Genomic DNA, 13,984 nt, shown 5'->3' on the forward strand with positions numbered 1-13,984 from the left:
GGAACCGCCTGCGGGCGGTTCCTTTTTCACATCCTGCTAATGAGAACCCGGCGCACCTGGGGCGTCGGCCAATAACAAGCAAAAGGTAAGGAAATGACAACAACAATGGGTTTTGATAGCAAAGGAAACGTTCGTCGCTCGCCGTGGCGGCTGAACGCGCTGGTCTGCTGCATGGCGCTGGCAGGGTATGCGCAGGCGGCGCCGCACGAGGTGAATGGCCAACCCGGCGATCCGGCCAGCTGGCGCAGCGCTGAATTCAACGCCAACTGGGGGTTGGGGGCGATCCACGCCGATGAGGCCTACGCCGCCGGCTACACCGGCAAAGGGCAAAAGGTGGGCATTTTCGACACTCCGGTTAACCGCCATCCCGAATTCGCCGGCGACGGCAAACTGATCAACGTCGTCACCGAGGGCTACCGCGCCTATACCGATCCGCACCGGCCGGGAATTAACGCCGGCGATCGCTTTTACTTCGACGGCACCTTCCACTTCTACAGCGGTTCGCAGGGCATGCTGAGCAATCACGGGGTGCATGTTGCGGGGATCAGCGCGGCGAATCGCGACGGCGTCGGCATGCACGGCGTGGCCTTCGATTCGCAGGTGATCAGCGTCGATAACGACAACGATGGCCCGGCGTACGGCGAATTCCTCGGCCTGGACGGCGCCGTCACCAATGCCGGCTGGCAGGCGATGATCAAGAGCGGCGTGCGGGTGATCAACAACAGCTGGGGCGTCAGCATTCCCGATTTCCTGTCCGACGGCGGCCGCGATCCTAACGCGCTGCACTTCGAGCTGAAGGATGCGCAGGAGCAATTCGATCAGGTCAAGCCGCTGCTCGGTAGCCTGGCCGGCGCAGGCTATCAGGGCGCCATCGACGCGGCGCGCAAAAATATTCTGGTGCTGTTCGCCGCCGGTAACGACGGCAATTACAACCAACCGGATGTGATCAGCGGGCTGGCCTACTTCGTGCCGGACATCGCACCGAACTGGCTGTCGGTCGCCAGCGTGGCGCAGGATGCGGCATCGGCCAACAGCGTGCCTTACACCATCAGCAGCTTCTCGTCCCGCTGCGGCTATACCGCCAGCTTCTGCGTCTCGTCGCCGGGCAGCAAAATCTACAGCACCGTGGCCAACGGTTCCGATCCGGCCAATCTGGTGTCGGACTACGGCAATAAAAACGGCACCTCGATGGCGACCCCGCACGTCACCGGCGCAGTGGCGGTGTTGCTGCAGCGCTTCCCGTACATGAACTCGGCGCAGATTGCCGACGTGCTGAAAACCACCGCCACCGACATGGGCGCGCCGGGCATCGACGCGCTCTACGGCTGGGGGATGATCAACCTGGGCAAGGCCATCAACGGCCCGGGCATGTTCTATACCGTCGAGGATATTCCCGCAGAGTTCCGCATCCCGGATCCGACGGGCGTGGCCTACGGCCCGACCCAGTTTGTCGTCAATATTCCGGGACTGGGCGCCGAGGTGGATGCCGGTACGTTGCATGCCAGGAAGTGTGACGATATCAGCTGTGAGTTGGACGTTTACTCCAATAACATCTCCGGCCACGGCGGCCTGACCAAGGAAGGGATGGGCACGCTGGTCATGACCGGCGCCAACACCTATTCCGGCCCGACGCTGGTCAATCAGGGGCGGCTGGCGATCAACGGCTCGGTCACCTCGGACGTCAGCGTGCAGAGCGGCGGCATCGTCGGCGGCAGCGGCACGGTCGGTTCGCTGATCGCCCGCCGCGGCGGCACCGTGGCGCCGGGCAACTCGATCGGCACCTTGAACGTGGCGGGCAACGTCAGCTTCGAGCCGGGCTCGCGCTACGCGGTGGAAGTGGGGCCGAACGGCCAGAGCGATCGGATCCAGAGCAGCGGATCGGCGACGATCGGCGGCGGCGAGGTGGCGGTGACGCTGGAGAACAGCGCCAACCTGCTGACGCAAAGCGAGGTGCGCAGCCTGCTGGGCCAGCAGTACACCATCCTGAGCGCGCAGCAGGGGGTGAGCGGGCAGTTTGACTCGGTGGCGCCGAACTACCTGTTCCTCGGCACCGGGCTGAGCTACCAGCCGGCCGGAGTGACGCTGAGCGTCGGGCGCAACGGCACAAGCTTCGCCAGCGTGGCGCAGACGCCGAACGAGCGGGCGGTGGCGGCGGCGGCGGATGCGCTGGCGGCGGGCAACCCGGTGTACGAAAGCGTTCTCAACAGCGGCACGGCGGGCGAGGCGCGGCAGGCGTTTCGTCAGCTGTCGGGGCAAATCCATGCGGATATCGCGTCGGCGCTGGTGAACGACAGCCGCTACCTGCGTGAGGCGCTGAACGGGCGGCTGCGTCAGGCGGAAGGGCTGGCGAGCTCGTCGGCCATCAAGGCGGACGAGGACGGCGCCTGGGCGCAGCTGCTGGGGGCGTGGGACCACGCGTCGGGCGACGCCAACGCCACGGGTTATCAGGCCTCGACCTACGGGGTACTGGTGGGGCTGGACTCGGCGGCGGCGGCCGACTGGCGGCTGGGGGTAGCGACCGGCTACACCCGCACCTCGCTGCACGGCGGCTACGGGTCGAAGGCGGACAGCGACAACTACCACCTGGCGGCGTACGGCGACAAGCAGTTCGGGGCGCTGGCGCTGCGTGGCGGGGCGGGCTACACCTGGCACCGCATCGACACCAAACGGTCGGTGAACTACGGGATGCAGGCGGACCGTGACACGGCGAAGTACAGTGCGCGCACCGAACAGCTGTTCGCGGAAGCGGGCTACAGCGTGCAGGGCGAGTGGCTGAACCTGGAGCCGTTCGTCAACCTGGCGTACGTGAACTTCGAAAACAACGGCATCGCGGAAAGCGGCGGCGCGGCGGCGCTGCGCGGCGACAAGCAGCACACCGACGCGACGGTGTCGACGCTGGGGCTGCGCGCGGACACCGCGTGGCAGGTGACCCCGGGCACGACGGTGGCGCTGCGCAGCGAGCTGGGGTGGCAACACCAGTACGGCGGGCTGGCGCGTGGCACCGGACTGCGGTTCAACGGCGGCAACGCGCCGTTCGTGGTGGACAGCGTGCCGGTATCGCGTGACGGCATGGTGCTGAAGGCGGGGGCGGAAGTGGCGGTGAACGAAAACGCCTCGCTGTCGCTGGGCTACGGCGGGCTGCTGTCGCAGCACCATCAGGATAATAGCGTCAACGCCGGCTTCACCTGGCGCTTCTGACGTTCAGCGGTCATTACAACGACAACGGAGCCGGCATGCCGGCTCCGTTTTTATTTGCGGCGGTGGGGGGAGAACGTATGATGGCGCGGCGTCAGGACAATAAAAAACCGGGACCCTGACGGATCCCGGCTCAAAAGTGGGTAAAACAGATTAGCGCTAAAGGCTCAAGCCCCGTTTTGCTTATGCAGTCCGAGCGATGTGGACATCGTCTCAGTAGCGGCAACGGAACAAATTTTCCCTGGTGTTACTATGGTTATTATTAAAAAACGTGCTGGTGTTGTTTTTTTATAGTGTATTGCTGTATGTCTCTTTTGATACCATGTTTGACGATGCAACATGGTATGTCAAGCAACGTTTTTAACGCATAATTGCATGGGATGCTAGTTTTAGATGTGGCTTTTTCAGCAGAAATAATCAAAACGACTGATAAATCAGTAAAAAAAATCGAAGGAACAAATGGATAACAATCACCAAAAATTCGATTCACAGTCGATTGCCAATCGGGTCAGAGAGCTGTTTTTACATTACGGGATTGGAAAACGTCAGCATGCCCGAGAGCTCAGCCGCATCTTGGATCTGAGTTTTTCACATGCGCACCGCAAATTGAAAGGGCAAAGCCCCTGGACGCTGGAACAGATCAACAGCGTCGCGGCCGCGCTCGGAGAAACGCCGGCGGCGATCGCCGATTTGAGCGCCGAACACGAGGCGGCCGAACCGAACATGGCGCGCGATGCCATCTTTTTTGTGGCAGGGGTCGCGATGCCTTGCGTCGGGCACATCGGCGACGAGCTTCCCGCCGGGCGGCCGGCGGAATTTGTGGCGCTGCGCATCGAGGGGCAATGGCATATCTATCGCGCCGATGAGGCGCCGGCAGGGCCGCGTTATAGCGTCGAACTGATCGAAATCCGGCCCGGCTATGGCGACGACGAGCGTCTGAGCATTGCGGTATTGGACGATTCGCATCAGGCGGCCGATGAGTTGGCCAAGTATCTTGGCGGCTGCGGTTTCAACGCGGTGGCGTTTTACGACGTCGACAGCTTCTGTCAGGCGTTGCAGCAAAGCCTGTTCGACGGTTACGTGGTGGACTGGCTGATCGGTGAAGAAACGGCGGATCGCTGTATCGCCACCATCCGCGCCTCCGACAACCCGGACGCGCCGGTACTGGTGCTGACCGGTGAGCTGGGCACCGATCGACGCGAATCGGAAATCGCTCAGGCGATGCGCGAGTACGATGTGCTCGGCCCTTATGAAAAACCGGTGCGGCTCCATGTGATCGAAGCCGCACTGCAACGCTGTTTTAATCTTTAGCGGGGAACACCTCGGCCAGCGCGTTCGACAGCGCATCCAGCCGAACCGGCTTCATCAGGTAGTTGTCGAACAGCGCACGCTGATCCGCCGTGAGTTGCTCCGGCGTGTAGGCGCTGATGCCGATGATCGGCACATGGCGGTTGGGGCCGCGACGATTGCGCAGCTGCCTGGCCAGGGCGGCGCCGTCGATGCCCGGCATCTGCAGATCCAGCAACAGCGCGTCGTAAGGGCGTCTGAGCAGTTTCTGCAGCGCGCGCTCCGGCGAGTCGCACAGTTCGTGCTGGTAACCCAGCTTATCCAGCAACGCCGCAAAGGCGTCACCCACCGACTTGTTGTCATCCACCACCAGCACCTGCTGCGGTTTCTGCTGCAGAGAGGTATTGGCGGCGGCGGGCTCGTCGGCGCGTTCTTCTTCACTGATCTGCACCGGAATACTGACGATAAAGGTGCTGCCCTTCTTGATTTCGCTGTACACCGTGATGGTGCCGTCGAGCAGCGTCACCAGGCCGTGCACGATCGCCAACCCCATCCCCACGCCGGCATATTGCTTGGTATGCGACTGATCCAACTGGGTAAAGGGTTTGAAGATCTGATCGAGCTGGTCTTTTTCGATACCGATGCCGGTGTCGGTCACTTCGATAATCAGCGAACTGCCGCCGGGTTGACGGCGTAGACAGCTGTGCAGCGTAATGCTGCCGCTTTCGGTGTATTTGTAGGCGTTGGTCAGCAGGTTGACGATAATCTGCCGGATGCGCAGCGGGTCGGAATGCACCAACAGGTGGCTGCACTCCACCTCACAGCTTAGCTTGACCTGCTCTTTGCGGGTCAAAGTAGCGATTTCGTTGGCGGTCTCCGCGATCAGCTTCTGCGCGTCGAACGGCACGATGCGCAGCTCCATCATGCCGCTGTCGAGGTGCGCGTAGTCGGTCAGATCTTTCATCTGGCTTTCGATCTGCTGCGCGGCGGTCTCCAGCCGCTGGAAGGTGTCCGCATGCTCCGCCGATACCCGGGTATTCACCAGCACGTCGATGGCCGACATCACGCTCTGCAATGAGGTGCGCAGCTCGTGGCCGATGGCGCCGAGGAAGGCATTTTTGGTGCGGGTCGCTTTCTCCGCCTCGATCGCCTTGGCCTGCTGGCGAATGGTCAGCCGCTGCTGACGGAACACGATCAGGGTGATGGCGATCAGCGCGATCACCGAGAACATGACAATCACCAGCCCATAGAAAATGATGTGCCGTTTCTCGATGTAGTCCTCATAGGCGGCGGTGCGCTGCTTCACCTCGGCGTGGTCGGTCAGGTTGGCCATTTCGATGGCGTAAGGCTTAATGGCCCTCATGGCCGCGAAAACCTGATTGAAGTCGATTTTCGGGTTATCCAGCAGTTTATCGATGCGATCCATCTGCAGGCGCATCTGCTTGACCACTTCCGGGTAGCCCGGCTCGGCGTACAGCGGTTGCGTGGATTCGGAGACGGTTTCCAGCACGTAAAAGCGCGAATAGAGGATTTCGAACCGCAGCCGCAGGTTGTCGTTGTCCACCTGCGGCGCATGGCTCTGCTGCTCGACGAACGTGTCGAATTCCGCCAGCTTGATGGAGAACTTGGCGATCGACCAAGAGTAGTTCTCCTGCGTGCCGGCGATGGCATACAGCCCTTTCTTCGACAGGGTGGCGCTGTAGTAATAGAGCGTGACGGTCGAAGCCACCAGAAACAGCGCGGCGAAGATGGCCGGTATCGCCAGCCTGCTGCCGTTCTTAAAGGTCGTCAGCTTCATTTGATCACGATCCTGTCGACTTGCCAGATAAAGCGCGAGTTGTACAACGGCGAGTTCAGCTCAGGCCCGGCGGCGTCACGCGGATAAACCAGGAACAGCGGGCCGAAGTTTCTGAGCTTCAGCATCTCCCCGTCCATCTTGTAGGCCAGGATCATGTTGTACTTCTTGACGTCGGACAACGGCACGTCGATGTAATAATCGTTCAGCGCGTAGAAGGTCAGCGTCTCGCCCTTGGCGCCGACGCGCTCCAGGATGTCGGCCACCGAAATCCCTTCAAACTTCCTCTGCGGCGTCCAGGAGGTGGAGGTCGTGATGCTGTGCACCGGCATCGCCAACAGCTGTTTATCGGTGAACAGATAGCTTTTTTTGACCGGATCGGTCACGTTGTCGATCTTGCCCGCCACTTCCAGGGTAAAGCTGAGCGCGCTGCTCTGGGCGATAATCAGGGCCACGCAGGCCATCGCAAGGGTTTTGCATAGTTTGAACAGCATCGGCGTTCTCCAGAGGCGCGGGGAGGTTTGTATCAGTCCCGCTAATTTATCAGGCAGAATAATGGCAGAAAAAGCGGGCGGGTGCGAAGAGAATGGTGAAGAGCACAAAAAGACCCGTCGGCCCGATCGCGTCATGTGCCTCACTCGTCCCCCGATTCGTCAGCCATCCGGCTATCTTCCAACAGCCCCGCCAGCTGAGTCAGGCCTTCCGTCAGCATGGCGAGCGAGGGGGAGCCCAGGCACAAGCGAATGCCCGACTCACTTTCGCCGCCATTGACCATGACCGCGGCCGGTGGCGTCACTTTAACGCCCGCCAACGCGGCGGCGGCGGCCAGGCGTTCGGCGGCCTCACGCGGCATCGGCAGCCAGACATGGTAGGCGTCGGGGTGATGCACGCATGGGTGGGTGCCGAGCAAAGAGGCGGCCAGTTGCGCTCTGCGTTGCGCCTCGTGACGCAGGGCCTGAGGCACTGAGGCGAGCACGCCGCTGGACAGCCACTCCTCTACCACCGCGCAAGACAGTGGCGACGGGGCGAAGGGAATCTCCTGCAAAGCTTCCTCCGCGGCCTTGCGCGCACCGGGCGGCAGCGTGAGCATGCCGATCCGCAATCCGGGGCCGAGCGTTTTCGACAAACCGTTGACATGGAACACCCGCTCGGGCGCTAAAGCCGCGAGCGCAGGCGCCGCAGAGTGACCCAGCGCGTAGACGCCATCCTCGATGATCCAGACATTCGCCCGCCGGCATATCTCGACGATAGCCTGCCTGCGCTCGGCGCTCATGGTGGCGGTCGTCGGGTTATGCAGCGTCGGCGTCAGATAGACTGCGGTATGGCCGGAGGAGACACGCTCGAGTGCGCTCGCCAGCGCCTGCGGCACCATGCCTTGCGCATCGATCTCCACGCTGATCAGGCGATGGCCTTTACGTCGGGCCAGCGCGATCGCGCCGGGGTAGGTCAGCCTCTCGGTCAGTATCGTGCCGCGTGGCCCGCAGGCCAGGTCAAACGCCAGCGAAATCGCCTGACGGGCATTGCTGGTCAGCGCCAGATGCGACGGATCGATCGTGACGCCGGCGTTTTCCAGCCAGCGCGCCAACAGACGCCGATGTTCCAAGTGCCCGGTCGGAGGGGAATAGAGGTTCAGATGATCCGCATCCATTTTCCGTGCGATGCCGGCCAGCGTGCGCGCCAGCAAACGGTCAGTCAGCATCGCCGGCGGCACATTGGACGAGAGATCGATTTCACGTTCTTCACGGGCGCGGCGGATCGCCACGAACATCCCGCGCCCCTTCACGCTGCGGACCAGCCCGCGTCGTTCCAGGATGGCGTAGGCTTTGGTCACCGTGCCCAGACCGATCGCCAATTGCCAGGCGAGGGGACGGTGAGCCGGCAAACGATCGCCCCCTTGCAGCTTGCCCTCGATAATATCGTCAGCCAACGCCAGCACCAGCCGTTCGACGGTAGTGGCTTCCACGTTGGCCAGGCGGGGTTGCCAGGGGGATTGAAGCCGCATGGTCGCACTCCGGAGAAAGAATATAAAGAATATAGTGTCACGTGACACTATTTAAATAGGCGAAAAGTGTAACACACATTATGTTGGTGTCAGGCGTTTACCCACTGCGGCAACGGTCCGCCCGCAGGGGCGACAGAGGGGATTTTTCCATGATGGTCAGTCAGCTTGCGTTGGTTTACGGCGCCTATCTCCTCGCTACCGCCAGCCCCGGCCCCAGCAACATGGCGATCATGGGCGTGGCGATGCGTGAAGGCCGCAGGCCCGCATTGGTGCTGGCCGCCGGCGTGATGACCGGATCGCTGTGCTGGGCGATGTTGGCGGCGACCGGCCTTTCCGCCGTGTTGGCCACATATGCGCAGGCGCTGTGGGCCATCAAAATCGTTGGCGGCGTGTATATGCTGTATCTGGCGCTGCGCGCCGGAAAGTCGGCGTTACGGACGTCCGCCGCGACGCCGGGCATGGCCGCAGGGCGCGATGCGCGGCCTTATCGGGCGCTTTATCGGCAGGGCGTGCTGATGCACCTCGGCAATCCCAAGGCCATCATGTCCTGGATGGCGATCATGTCGCTGGGATTGCGGCAAGGCGCGCCTGAAGACGTTTTACCGGCGATTATCGGCGGCTGCGCGCTGCTCGGCGTGACGATTTTCGGGGGTTATGCCCTGCTGTTCTCAACGGCGCCGATGATCGCGTTTTACACCCGGGTGAGGCGCTGGATTGAAGGAATGCTTGCGCTGCTGTTCGCTTTGGCGGGCCTGGAGCTGTTGATATCGCGGGGGTCATGAACGCCCGGCGTTAACCTGAGGAGAGAAGCGATGGTTTTTGGCATGCAGATGGTGGATGTCTTTGGCGCCGGGCCGCTCGCCGGCAATCCGTTGGCGGTGATCACGGGCGCCGGAGCGTTGTCGACGGAGGACATGCAGCGCTTGACGCGTTGGTTCAACCTGTCGGAGACGGCCTTTTTGCTGCCGCCGACGCATCCCCAGGCGGATTACCGGGTGCGGATATTCACGCTGGATCGTGAAATGCCGTTTGCCGGGCACCCGACGCTGGGCAGTTGTCATGCCTGGCTCACTGCGGAGGGGATGCCGCGCAATGAGGCGGAGATCATCCAGGAGTGCGGGGCGGGCTTGGTGAGCATTCGCCGCGAGGCCGGACGGCTGTGTTTTGCCGCGCCGCCGTTGATTCGCTCCGGGGCGCCCTCAGAAGCGGCGTTGGCCGACGCGCTGCGGTTTTTGGGGATCGCGCCTGAGGAGGCGCTCGATGCCGCCTGGATCGATAACGGTCCGGGGTGGCTGGGGATCCGGCTGGCCAGCGCCGAACGGGTGCTTTCCCTGACGCCGGCGAGAAGCTGGCCGTGCAGAGTGGACATTGGCGTCGTCGGCCCACATGCCGATGGTGACGCAGCCTTCGAAGTTCGCGCTTTTTTGAGCGATCACCTTGGCGCTATCGTCGAAGATCCGGTCACCGGCAGCCTCAATGCCTCGCTGGCTCAGTGGCTGTTTGCAAGCGGCGTGGTCAGCGGCGGCTATATCGCCGCTCAGGGCCGCTGTCGTGGGCGCAACGGGCGCGTGCATGTCACCCGCGACGAGAGCGGCCGGATTTGGGTGGGCGGCAATACGCGCACTCAGGTCGAAGGTCGGCTGCATGGGATTGGCACGGCGTAGCACGCGCCGCCGCACCCGCGTGCGGCTGAACGGAATCTCGATTTTCATCCGATAAGGAGTGAACAGTATGTCTGCAACGGCCATCGATACCTTGAAAATGCTGGTGCGTTACAAAGCCTGGGCGAATGCCTTGACCTTTGACTGCGTGGCGGCCTTGCCGGAGGGCGAAGCGCTGCGGCCGCGCCCGACCCGTTTCGGCAATATGGTGCACACTCTGAATCACGTGTACGTGGTGGACGATATCTTCAGACACCATCTGCAAGGCCGCAAGCACGGCTATACGGCGCGCAACACCGAGCGGACACCGGCGCTTGACGACTTGCGGCGAGCGGTGGAGGCGATGGATCGCTGGTATATCGAACAGGTGGACAGCTGGTCGCCGGAGGCGCTGGCGCAGGTGGTGCATTTCGCGTTCGTCGGCGGGGGGGAAGGCCGGATGACGCGGCAGGAAATCGTGCTGCATGTCGTCAACCACGCGACCTATCATCGCGGTTTTGTCGGCGATATGCTCTATCAGGTGCCCTTTGCTTCACCGGCGAACGATTTGCCGGTGTTTCTGCGCGATCATTACCGCCGGGCGCCGTGAGGCGAGCGAGATAAATAAAAAAGCCAGACGCTTTCGCGCCTGGCCTGTTACGCGCCGGAACCCGGCGAAGTTGCGCCTCAGCGCATGGTGACGAACTCTTCCGCCGCAGTCGGGTGGATAGCCACGGTGTTGTCGAAGTCCTTCTTGGTGGCGCCCATCTTCACCGCCACCGCGAAGCCCTGCAGGATCTCGTCCATGCCGAAGCCGATGCCGTGCAGGCCGACGATTTTCTCTTCTTTACCCGCGCACACCAGCTTCATGCGGCACGGCTGGCGGTGCTGCGTCACGGCGCTGTACATGGCGGTGAAGGAGGACTTGTACACCTTCACGTTGTCCGCGCCGAATTTCTCGATGGCTTCCGGCTCGGTCAGGCCGACGGTGCCGATCGGCGGGTGGCTGAACACCACGGTGGCGATGTTGCTGTAGTCCAGGTGCTCGTCCGGCTTGTTGTTGAACAGGCGCTCGGACAGGCGGCGGCCGGCGGCCACGGCGACCGGGGTCAGCTCTACCGCGCCGGTGTTGTCGCCCACCGCGTAGATGCCTTTGACGTTGGTGTTCTGGAACTTATCGACGTCGATGTAGCCTTTCTCATTGGTTTTCACCCCGGTCACGCCGAGGTTCAGGTTGTCGGTCGCCGGTTCGCGGCCGATGGCCCAAATCAGGCAGTCGACAGTGAATGCCTTGCCGTTTTCCAGCTGCAGCGTCAGGCTGCCATCGGCGTTCTTGACGATCGCTTTCGGCACCGATTCGGTGTGCAGGCTCGGCCCCTCGGTGTTCATCACTTCCACCAGGGTGTCGACGATCATCGGATCGAAGGTGCGCAGCGGCGCGTGCTTGCGCACGAACAGGTGTGTTTCCGCGCCCAGCGCGTTCAGCACGCCGGCGATCTCCACGGCGATATAGCCGGCGCCCACCACGGCGACGCGTTTCGGCATGGCGTCCAGCTCAAAGAAGCCGTCGGAGTCGATACCGTATTCCGCGCCCGGAATAGCCGGATGGCTCGGGCGGCCGCCGGTGGCGATCAGGATGTGATCGGCGGTGATGATTTCGCCGTTCACTTCCACGGTGTGCGCATCCACGAAGCGCGCGAACCCTTTGATCACGTCAACCTTGTTCTTGCCCAGCACGTTATCGTAGGAGTTGTGGATGCGGTCGATATAGGCGGTGCGGTTGGCGACCAGCTTTTTCCAGTCGAAGGCGTTGACGGTGGTGTCGAAGCCGTAGTCCGGGCCGTACTGATGGATGGCCTCGGCGATCTGCGCCGCGTGCCACATGACTTTTTTCGGTACACAACCCACGTTTACACAGGTGCCGCCCAGCTCTTTGGCTTCAATCAGCGCACACTTTTGGCCGTACATGGCTGCCCGGTTGATCGATGCGATACCGCCGCTGCCGCCGCCAATTGCTAGATAATCGTAATGTTTCGTCATCTGGGATTTCCATGAGTTGTGAATTTGAAGAGGGTAAGAGTTTAACGCCTGACCGGGGTTTGTCGCAAAGATTGCGTCGATGGCTGCGATAGGCGGACGCAGGGCGCGGCAAAGCGCGCCCTGCCGGGGATTATTCCGGTACCACCCAGTTGACCAGATGGTGGCCGATGCCCGACGGCACCAGCACCTTGTGCAGCCACGGCAGCACGTTTTTCATCTGCTGTTCCAGCTTCCACGGCGGGTTGATGACGATCATGCCGGAGGCGGTCATGCCGCGCTGATCGCTGTCGGGTTTCACTGCCAGCTCGATCTGCAGGATGCGGCGAATGCCGGTGGCTTCCAGATCGCGCAGCATGCGTTTGATCTGCTGGCGCATCACCACCGGATACCACAGCGCGTAGGTGCCGGTGGCGAAACGCTTGTAGCCTTCCTGAATGCCTTTGACCACGTCCTGGTAATCGGTCTTCATTTCATACGGCGGGTCCATCAGGATCAGGCCGCGGCGCGACGGTGGCGGCAGCTGGGATTTCAGCTGCTGATAGCCGTCGGCGCGCTGCACTTTGGCGCGCTCGTCTTTCTGGAACTCGCTGCGCAGCAGCGGGTAATCGCTCGGGTGCAGCTCGGTCAGGTGAATTTTATCCTGCGGGCGCAGCAGCTGGCGGGCGATCAGCGGCGAACCGGGATAGTAGCGCAGCGTGCCGGAACGGTTGAAGTTGTGCACCACGCTCATGTAGGCCGCCAGCTCCTCGGGCAGATCGTCGCGTTGCCACAGCAAGCCGATGCCTTCCAGGTATTCGCCGGTGCGCTCGGCGTGTTCGCCGCTGAGCTGATAACGGCCCGCGCCCGAGTGGGTATCCAGATACAGGAACGGCTTCTCTTTTTCCTTCAGCGACTCGATGATCAGGCTCTGAACGGTGTGTTTGAGCACGTCGGCGTGGTTGCCGGCGTGGAAACTGTGGCGATAACTTAACATGACGGGTGGCGGTTCCTTGTGCTCGCAGACGGAGCATTCAATGCAATAAGGCTTATAATCTGCACAGTATAAACTGTCTGGCCGGGAAAAACCGGACTCCGTTACTGCAGACGCGCACAGAAAGGGACAGGACGATGAGCAAACAGGCGATTTTGGCGAATTACCCCGACGCGGCGCGCTGGGCGTTCGGCGACGGCCCCGTGTTAGCCGACGAACTGCTGGGGTTGGTGTTGAGCGGGGATAAAACCGCCACCTGCAGTTCCTATGCGAGCTATCGTCGGGAACAAACCCCGAGGATCGGCGATTACAGCATCGTTCTTGATGGCCGCGGCGAACCGGCCTGCGTGATCAGAACCCTGGCGCTGCGCCTGGTGCGCTACGACCAGGTGACCGCCGAGATGGCGGCCAAAGAGGGCGAAGGCGACAAAAGCCTGGCATTTTGGCGCGAGGGGCATCAGGCATTCTTTACCCGCGAGGGGAGCTTTGCGCCGGACATGTGGCTGGTATTCGAAGAATTCGAACGGGTTGAAACGCTGTGAATCACAAGGAGAAAGGATGAGCTGCATTTTTTGCGACATCGTGGCGGGCAAGGCGCCGTGCCATAAAATCTGGGAAGACGACGACCATCTGGCGTTCCTGTCCATCTTTCCCAACACCGACGGCTTCAGCGTGGTGATCCCCAAGGCGCACCACCCGAGCTACGCGTTTGACCTGCCGGACGAGGTGTTGAGCGCGCTGATGCTGGCGACCAAGCGGGTAGCAAAGCAGCTGGATCGCGCGTTCGACGACGTCGGCCGCTGCGGCATGGTGTTCGAGGGCTACGGCGTCGACCATGTGCACGCCAAACTGATCCCGCTGCACGGCACTGCGTCGCTGGAGCAGTGGCGGCCGATCGAATCGACCTCGCCGAAGTTTTTCACGCGTTACGAAGGCTACATTTCCTCCCACGACGCCGCGCGCGCCGACGACGAACAGCTGGCGGCGCTGGCCGCCCGCATTCGCCAATGCGCCGTTTAAGGCACGAACGATCAACGCCGGGCATTGATTTTCCT

Annotated in this window: 12 protein-coding genes; 7 read left to right on the top strand and 5 right to left on the bottom strand. The window is 62.1% G+C overall.

What is annotated here, in order from left to right:
* Window positions 1–93: 93 nt before the first annotated feature.
* Together ACSBQV_RS21525 and ACSBQV_RS21530 are read left to right on the top strand one after the other, a co-directional pair.
* On the top strand, window positions 94–3,198 hold the full coding sequence (locus tag ACSBQV_RS21525; RefSeq protein ID WP_434991531.1) for an autotransporter outer membrane beta-barrel domain-containing protein: 3,105 nt from the start codon (window positions 94–96) through the stop codon (window positions 3,196–3,198).
* Between the two features lie 456 nt (window positions 3,199–3,654).
* On the top strand, window positions 3,655–4,506 hold the full coding sequence (locus tag ACSBQV_RS21530; RefSeq protein WP_099784587.1) for a helix-turn-helix domain-containing protein: 852 nt from the start codon (window positions 3,655–3,657) through the stop codon (window positions 4,504–4,506).
* Here ACSBQV_RS21530 and ACSBQV_RS21535 read toward each other — a convergent pair.
* The 3 genes from ACSBQV_RS21535 to ACSBQV_RS21545 all read right to left on the bottom strand — a co-directional run bounded on the left by ACSBQV_RS21535 (window position 4,496) and on the right by ACSBQV_RS21545 (window position 8,279).
* Window positions 4,496–6,280, bottom strand: coding sequence for an ATP-binding response regulator (locus ACSBQV_RS21535; RefSeq protein WP_099784590.1), 1,785 nt, complete (start codon window positions 6,278–6,280; stop codon window positions 4,496–4,498). The genes ACSBQV_RS21530 and ACSBQV_RS21535 overlap by 11 nt on opposite strands.
* A complete protein-coding gene (locus ACSBQV_RS21540) occupies window positions 6,277–6,771 on the bottom strand; it encodes a molybdopterin-dependent oxidoreductase (RefSeq protein WP_033645359.1) in 495 nt (164 codons plus the stop codon). Before ACSBQV_RS21540 ends, ACSBQV_RS21535 begins: the two co-directional genes overlap by 4 nt.
* A 140-nt stretch (window positions 6,772–6,911) precedes the next feature.
* Entirely contained in the window at window positions 6,912–8,279 is a 1,368-nt protein-coding gene (locus ACSBQV_RS21545; protein WP_099784592.1) for a PLP-dependent aminotransferase family protein, read from the bottom strand.
* Between the two features lie 149 nt (window positions 8,280–8,428).
* Between ACSBQV_RS21545 and ACSBQV_RS21550 the strand changes: the two genes are divergently transcribed.
* The 3 genes from ACSBQV_RS21550 (at window position 8,429) to ACSBQV_RS21560 (ending at window position 10,529) form a co-directional block, all read left to right on the top strand.
* A complete protein-coding gene (locus tag ACSBQV_RS21550) occupies window positions 8,429–9,061 on the top strand; it encodes a LysE family translocator (RefSeq protein ID WP_099784594.1) in 633 nt (210 codons plus the stop codon).
* 30 nt (window positions 9,062–9,091) lie between these two features.
* A complete protein-coding gene (locus ACSBQV_RS21555) occupies window positions 9,092–9,943 on the top strand; it encodes a PhzF family phenazine biosynthesis protein (protein WP_099784596.1) in 852 nt (283 codons plus the stop codon).
* 67 nt (window positions 9,944–10,010) lie between these two features.
* Window positions 10,011–10,529 (top strand): DinB family protein, encoded by a 519-nt coding sequence (locus ACSBQV_RS21560; RefSeq protein ID WP_099784598.1) that lies wholly within the window; start codon window positions 10,011–10,013, stop codon window positions 10,527–10,529.
* A 77-nt stretch (window positions 10,530–10,606) separates the two neighbouring features.
* Here ACSBQV_RS21560 and gorA read toward each other — a convergent pair whose 3' ends face one another.
* Both gorA and ACSBQV_RS21570 read right to left on the bottom strand, forming a co-directional pair.
* Window positions 10,607–11,959 carry a glutathione-disulfide reductase gene (gene gorA / locus ACSBQV_RS21565; protein ID WP_047026523.1) on the bottom strand — a complete coding sequence of 451 codons (1,353 nt, stop codon included), beginning with the start codon at window positions 11,957–11,959 and terminating at the stop codon, window positions 10,607–10,609.
* A 130-nt stretch (window positions 11,960–12,089) separates the two neighbouring features.
* Window positions 12,090–12,932 carry a 23S rRNA (adenine(2030)-N(6))-methyltransferase RlmJ gene (locus tag ACSBQV_RS21570; RefSeq protein ID WP_033636386.1) on the bottom strand — a complete coding sequence of 281 codons (843 nt, stop codon included), beginning with the start codon at window positions 12,930–12,932 and terminating at the stop codon, window positions 12,090–12,092.
* Window positions 12,933–13,066: 134 nt separating this feature from the next.
* Here ACSBQV_RS21570 and ACSBQV_RS21575 point away from each other — a divergent pair, with 134 nt between their 5' ends.
* The gene (locus ACSBQV_RS21575; RefSeq protein WP_072626786.1) at window positions 13,067–13,471 is read left to right on the top strand and encodes an ASCH domain-containing protein; all 405 of its coding nucleotides are present in this window, start codon (window positions 13,067–13,069) and stop codon (window positions 13,469–13,471) included.
* 16 nt (window positions 13,472–13,487) lie between these two features.
* On the top strand, window positions 13,488–13,949 hold the full coding sequence (locus tag ACSBQV_RS21580) for an HIT family protein (RefSeq protein WP_033651785.1): 462 nt from the start codon (window positions 13,488–13,490) through the stop codon (window positions 13,947–13,949).
* Window positions 13,950–13,984 lie beyond the last annotated feature (35 nt).

Origin of the sequence: Serratia sp. B501 (genome assembly GCF_051172315.1) — a bacterium.
Classification (GTDB): Bacteria; Pseudomonadota; Gammaproteobacteria; order Enterobacterales; family Enterobacteriaceae; genus Serratia; species Serratia ureilytica.

Coding starts and splice junctions, on each gene's coding strand:
- ACSBQV_RS21525 (WP_434991531.1), top strand. CDS start 94: ATGACAACAACAATGGGTTTTGATAGCAAAGGAAACGTTCGTCGCTCG.
- ACSBQV_RS21530 (WP_099784587.1), top strand. CDS start 3,655: ATGGATAACAATCACCAAAAATTCGATTCACAGTCGATTGCCAATCGG.
- ACSBQV_RS21535 (WP_099784590.1), bottom strand. CDS start 6,280: ATGAAGCTGACGACCTTTAAGAACGGCAGCAGGCTGGCGATACCGGCC.
- ACSBQV_RS21540 (WP_033645359.1), bottom strand. CDS start 6,771: ATGCTGTTCAAACTATGCAAAACCCTTGCGATGGCCTGCGTGGCCCTG.
- ACSBQV_RS21545 (WP_099784592.1), bottom strand. CDS start 8,279: ATGCGGCTTCAATCCCCCTGGCAACCCCGCCTGGCCAACGTGGAAGCC.
- ACSBQV_RS21550 (WP_099784594.1), top strand. CDS start 8,429: ATGATGGTCAGTCAGCTTGCGTTGGTTTACGGCGCCTATCTCCTCGCT.
- ACSBQV_RS21555 (WP_099784596.1), top strand. CDS start 9,092: ATGGTTTTTGGCATGCAGATGGTGGATGTCTTTGGCGCCGGGCCGCTC.
- ACSBQV_RS21560 (WP_099784598.1), top strand. CDS start 10,011: ATGTCTGCAACGGCCATCGATACCTTGAAAATGCTGGTGCGTTACAAA.
- gorA (WP_047026523.1), bottom strand. CDS start 11,959: ATGACGAAACATTACGATTATCTAGCAATTGGCGGCGGCAGCGGCGGT.
- ACSBQV_RS21570 (WP_033636386.1), bottom strand. CDS start 12,932: ATGTTAAGTTATCGCCACAGTTTCCACGCCGGCAACCACGCCGACGTG.
- ACSBQV_RS21575 (WP_072626786.1), top strand. CDS start 13,067: ATGAGCAAACAGGCGATTTTGGCGAATTACCCCGACGCGGCGCGCTGG.
- ACSBQV_RS21580 (WP_033651785.1), top strand. CDS start 13,488: ATGAGCTGCATTTTTTGCGACATCGTGGCGGGCAAGGCGCCGTGCCAT.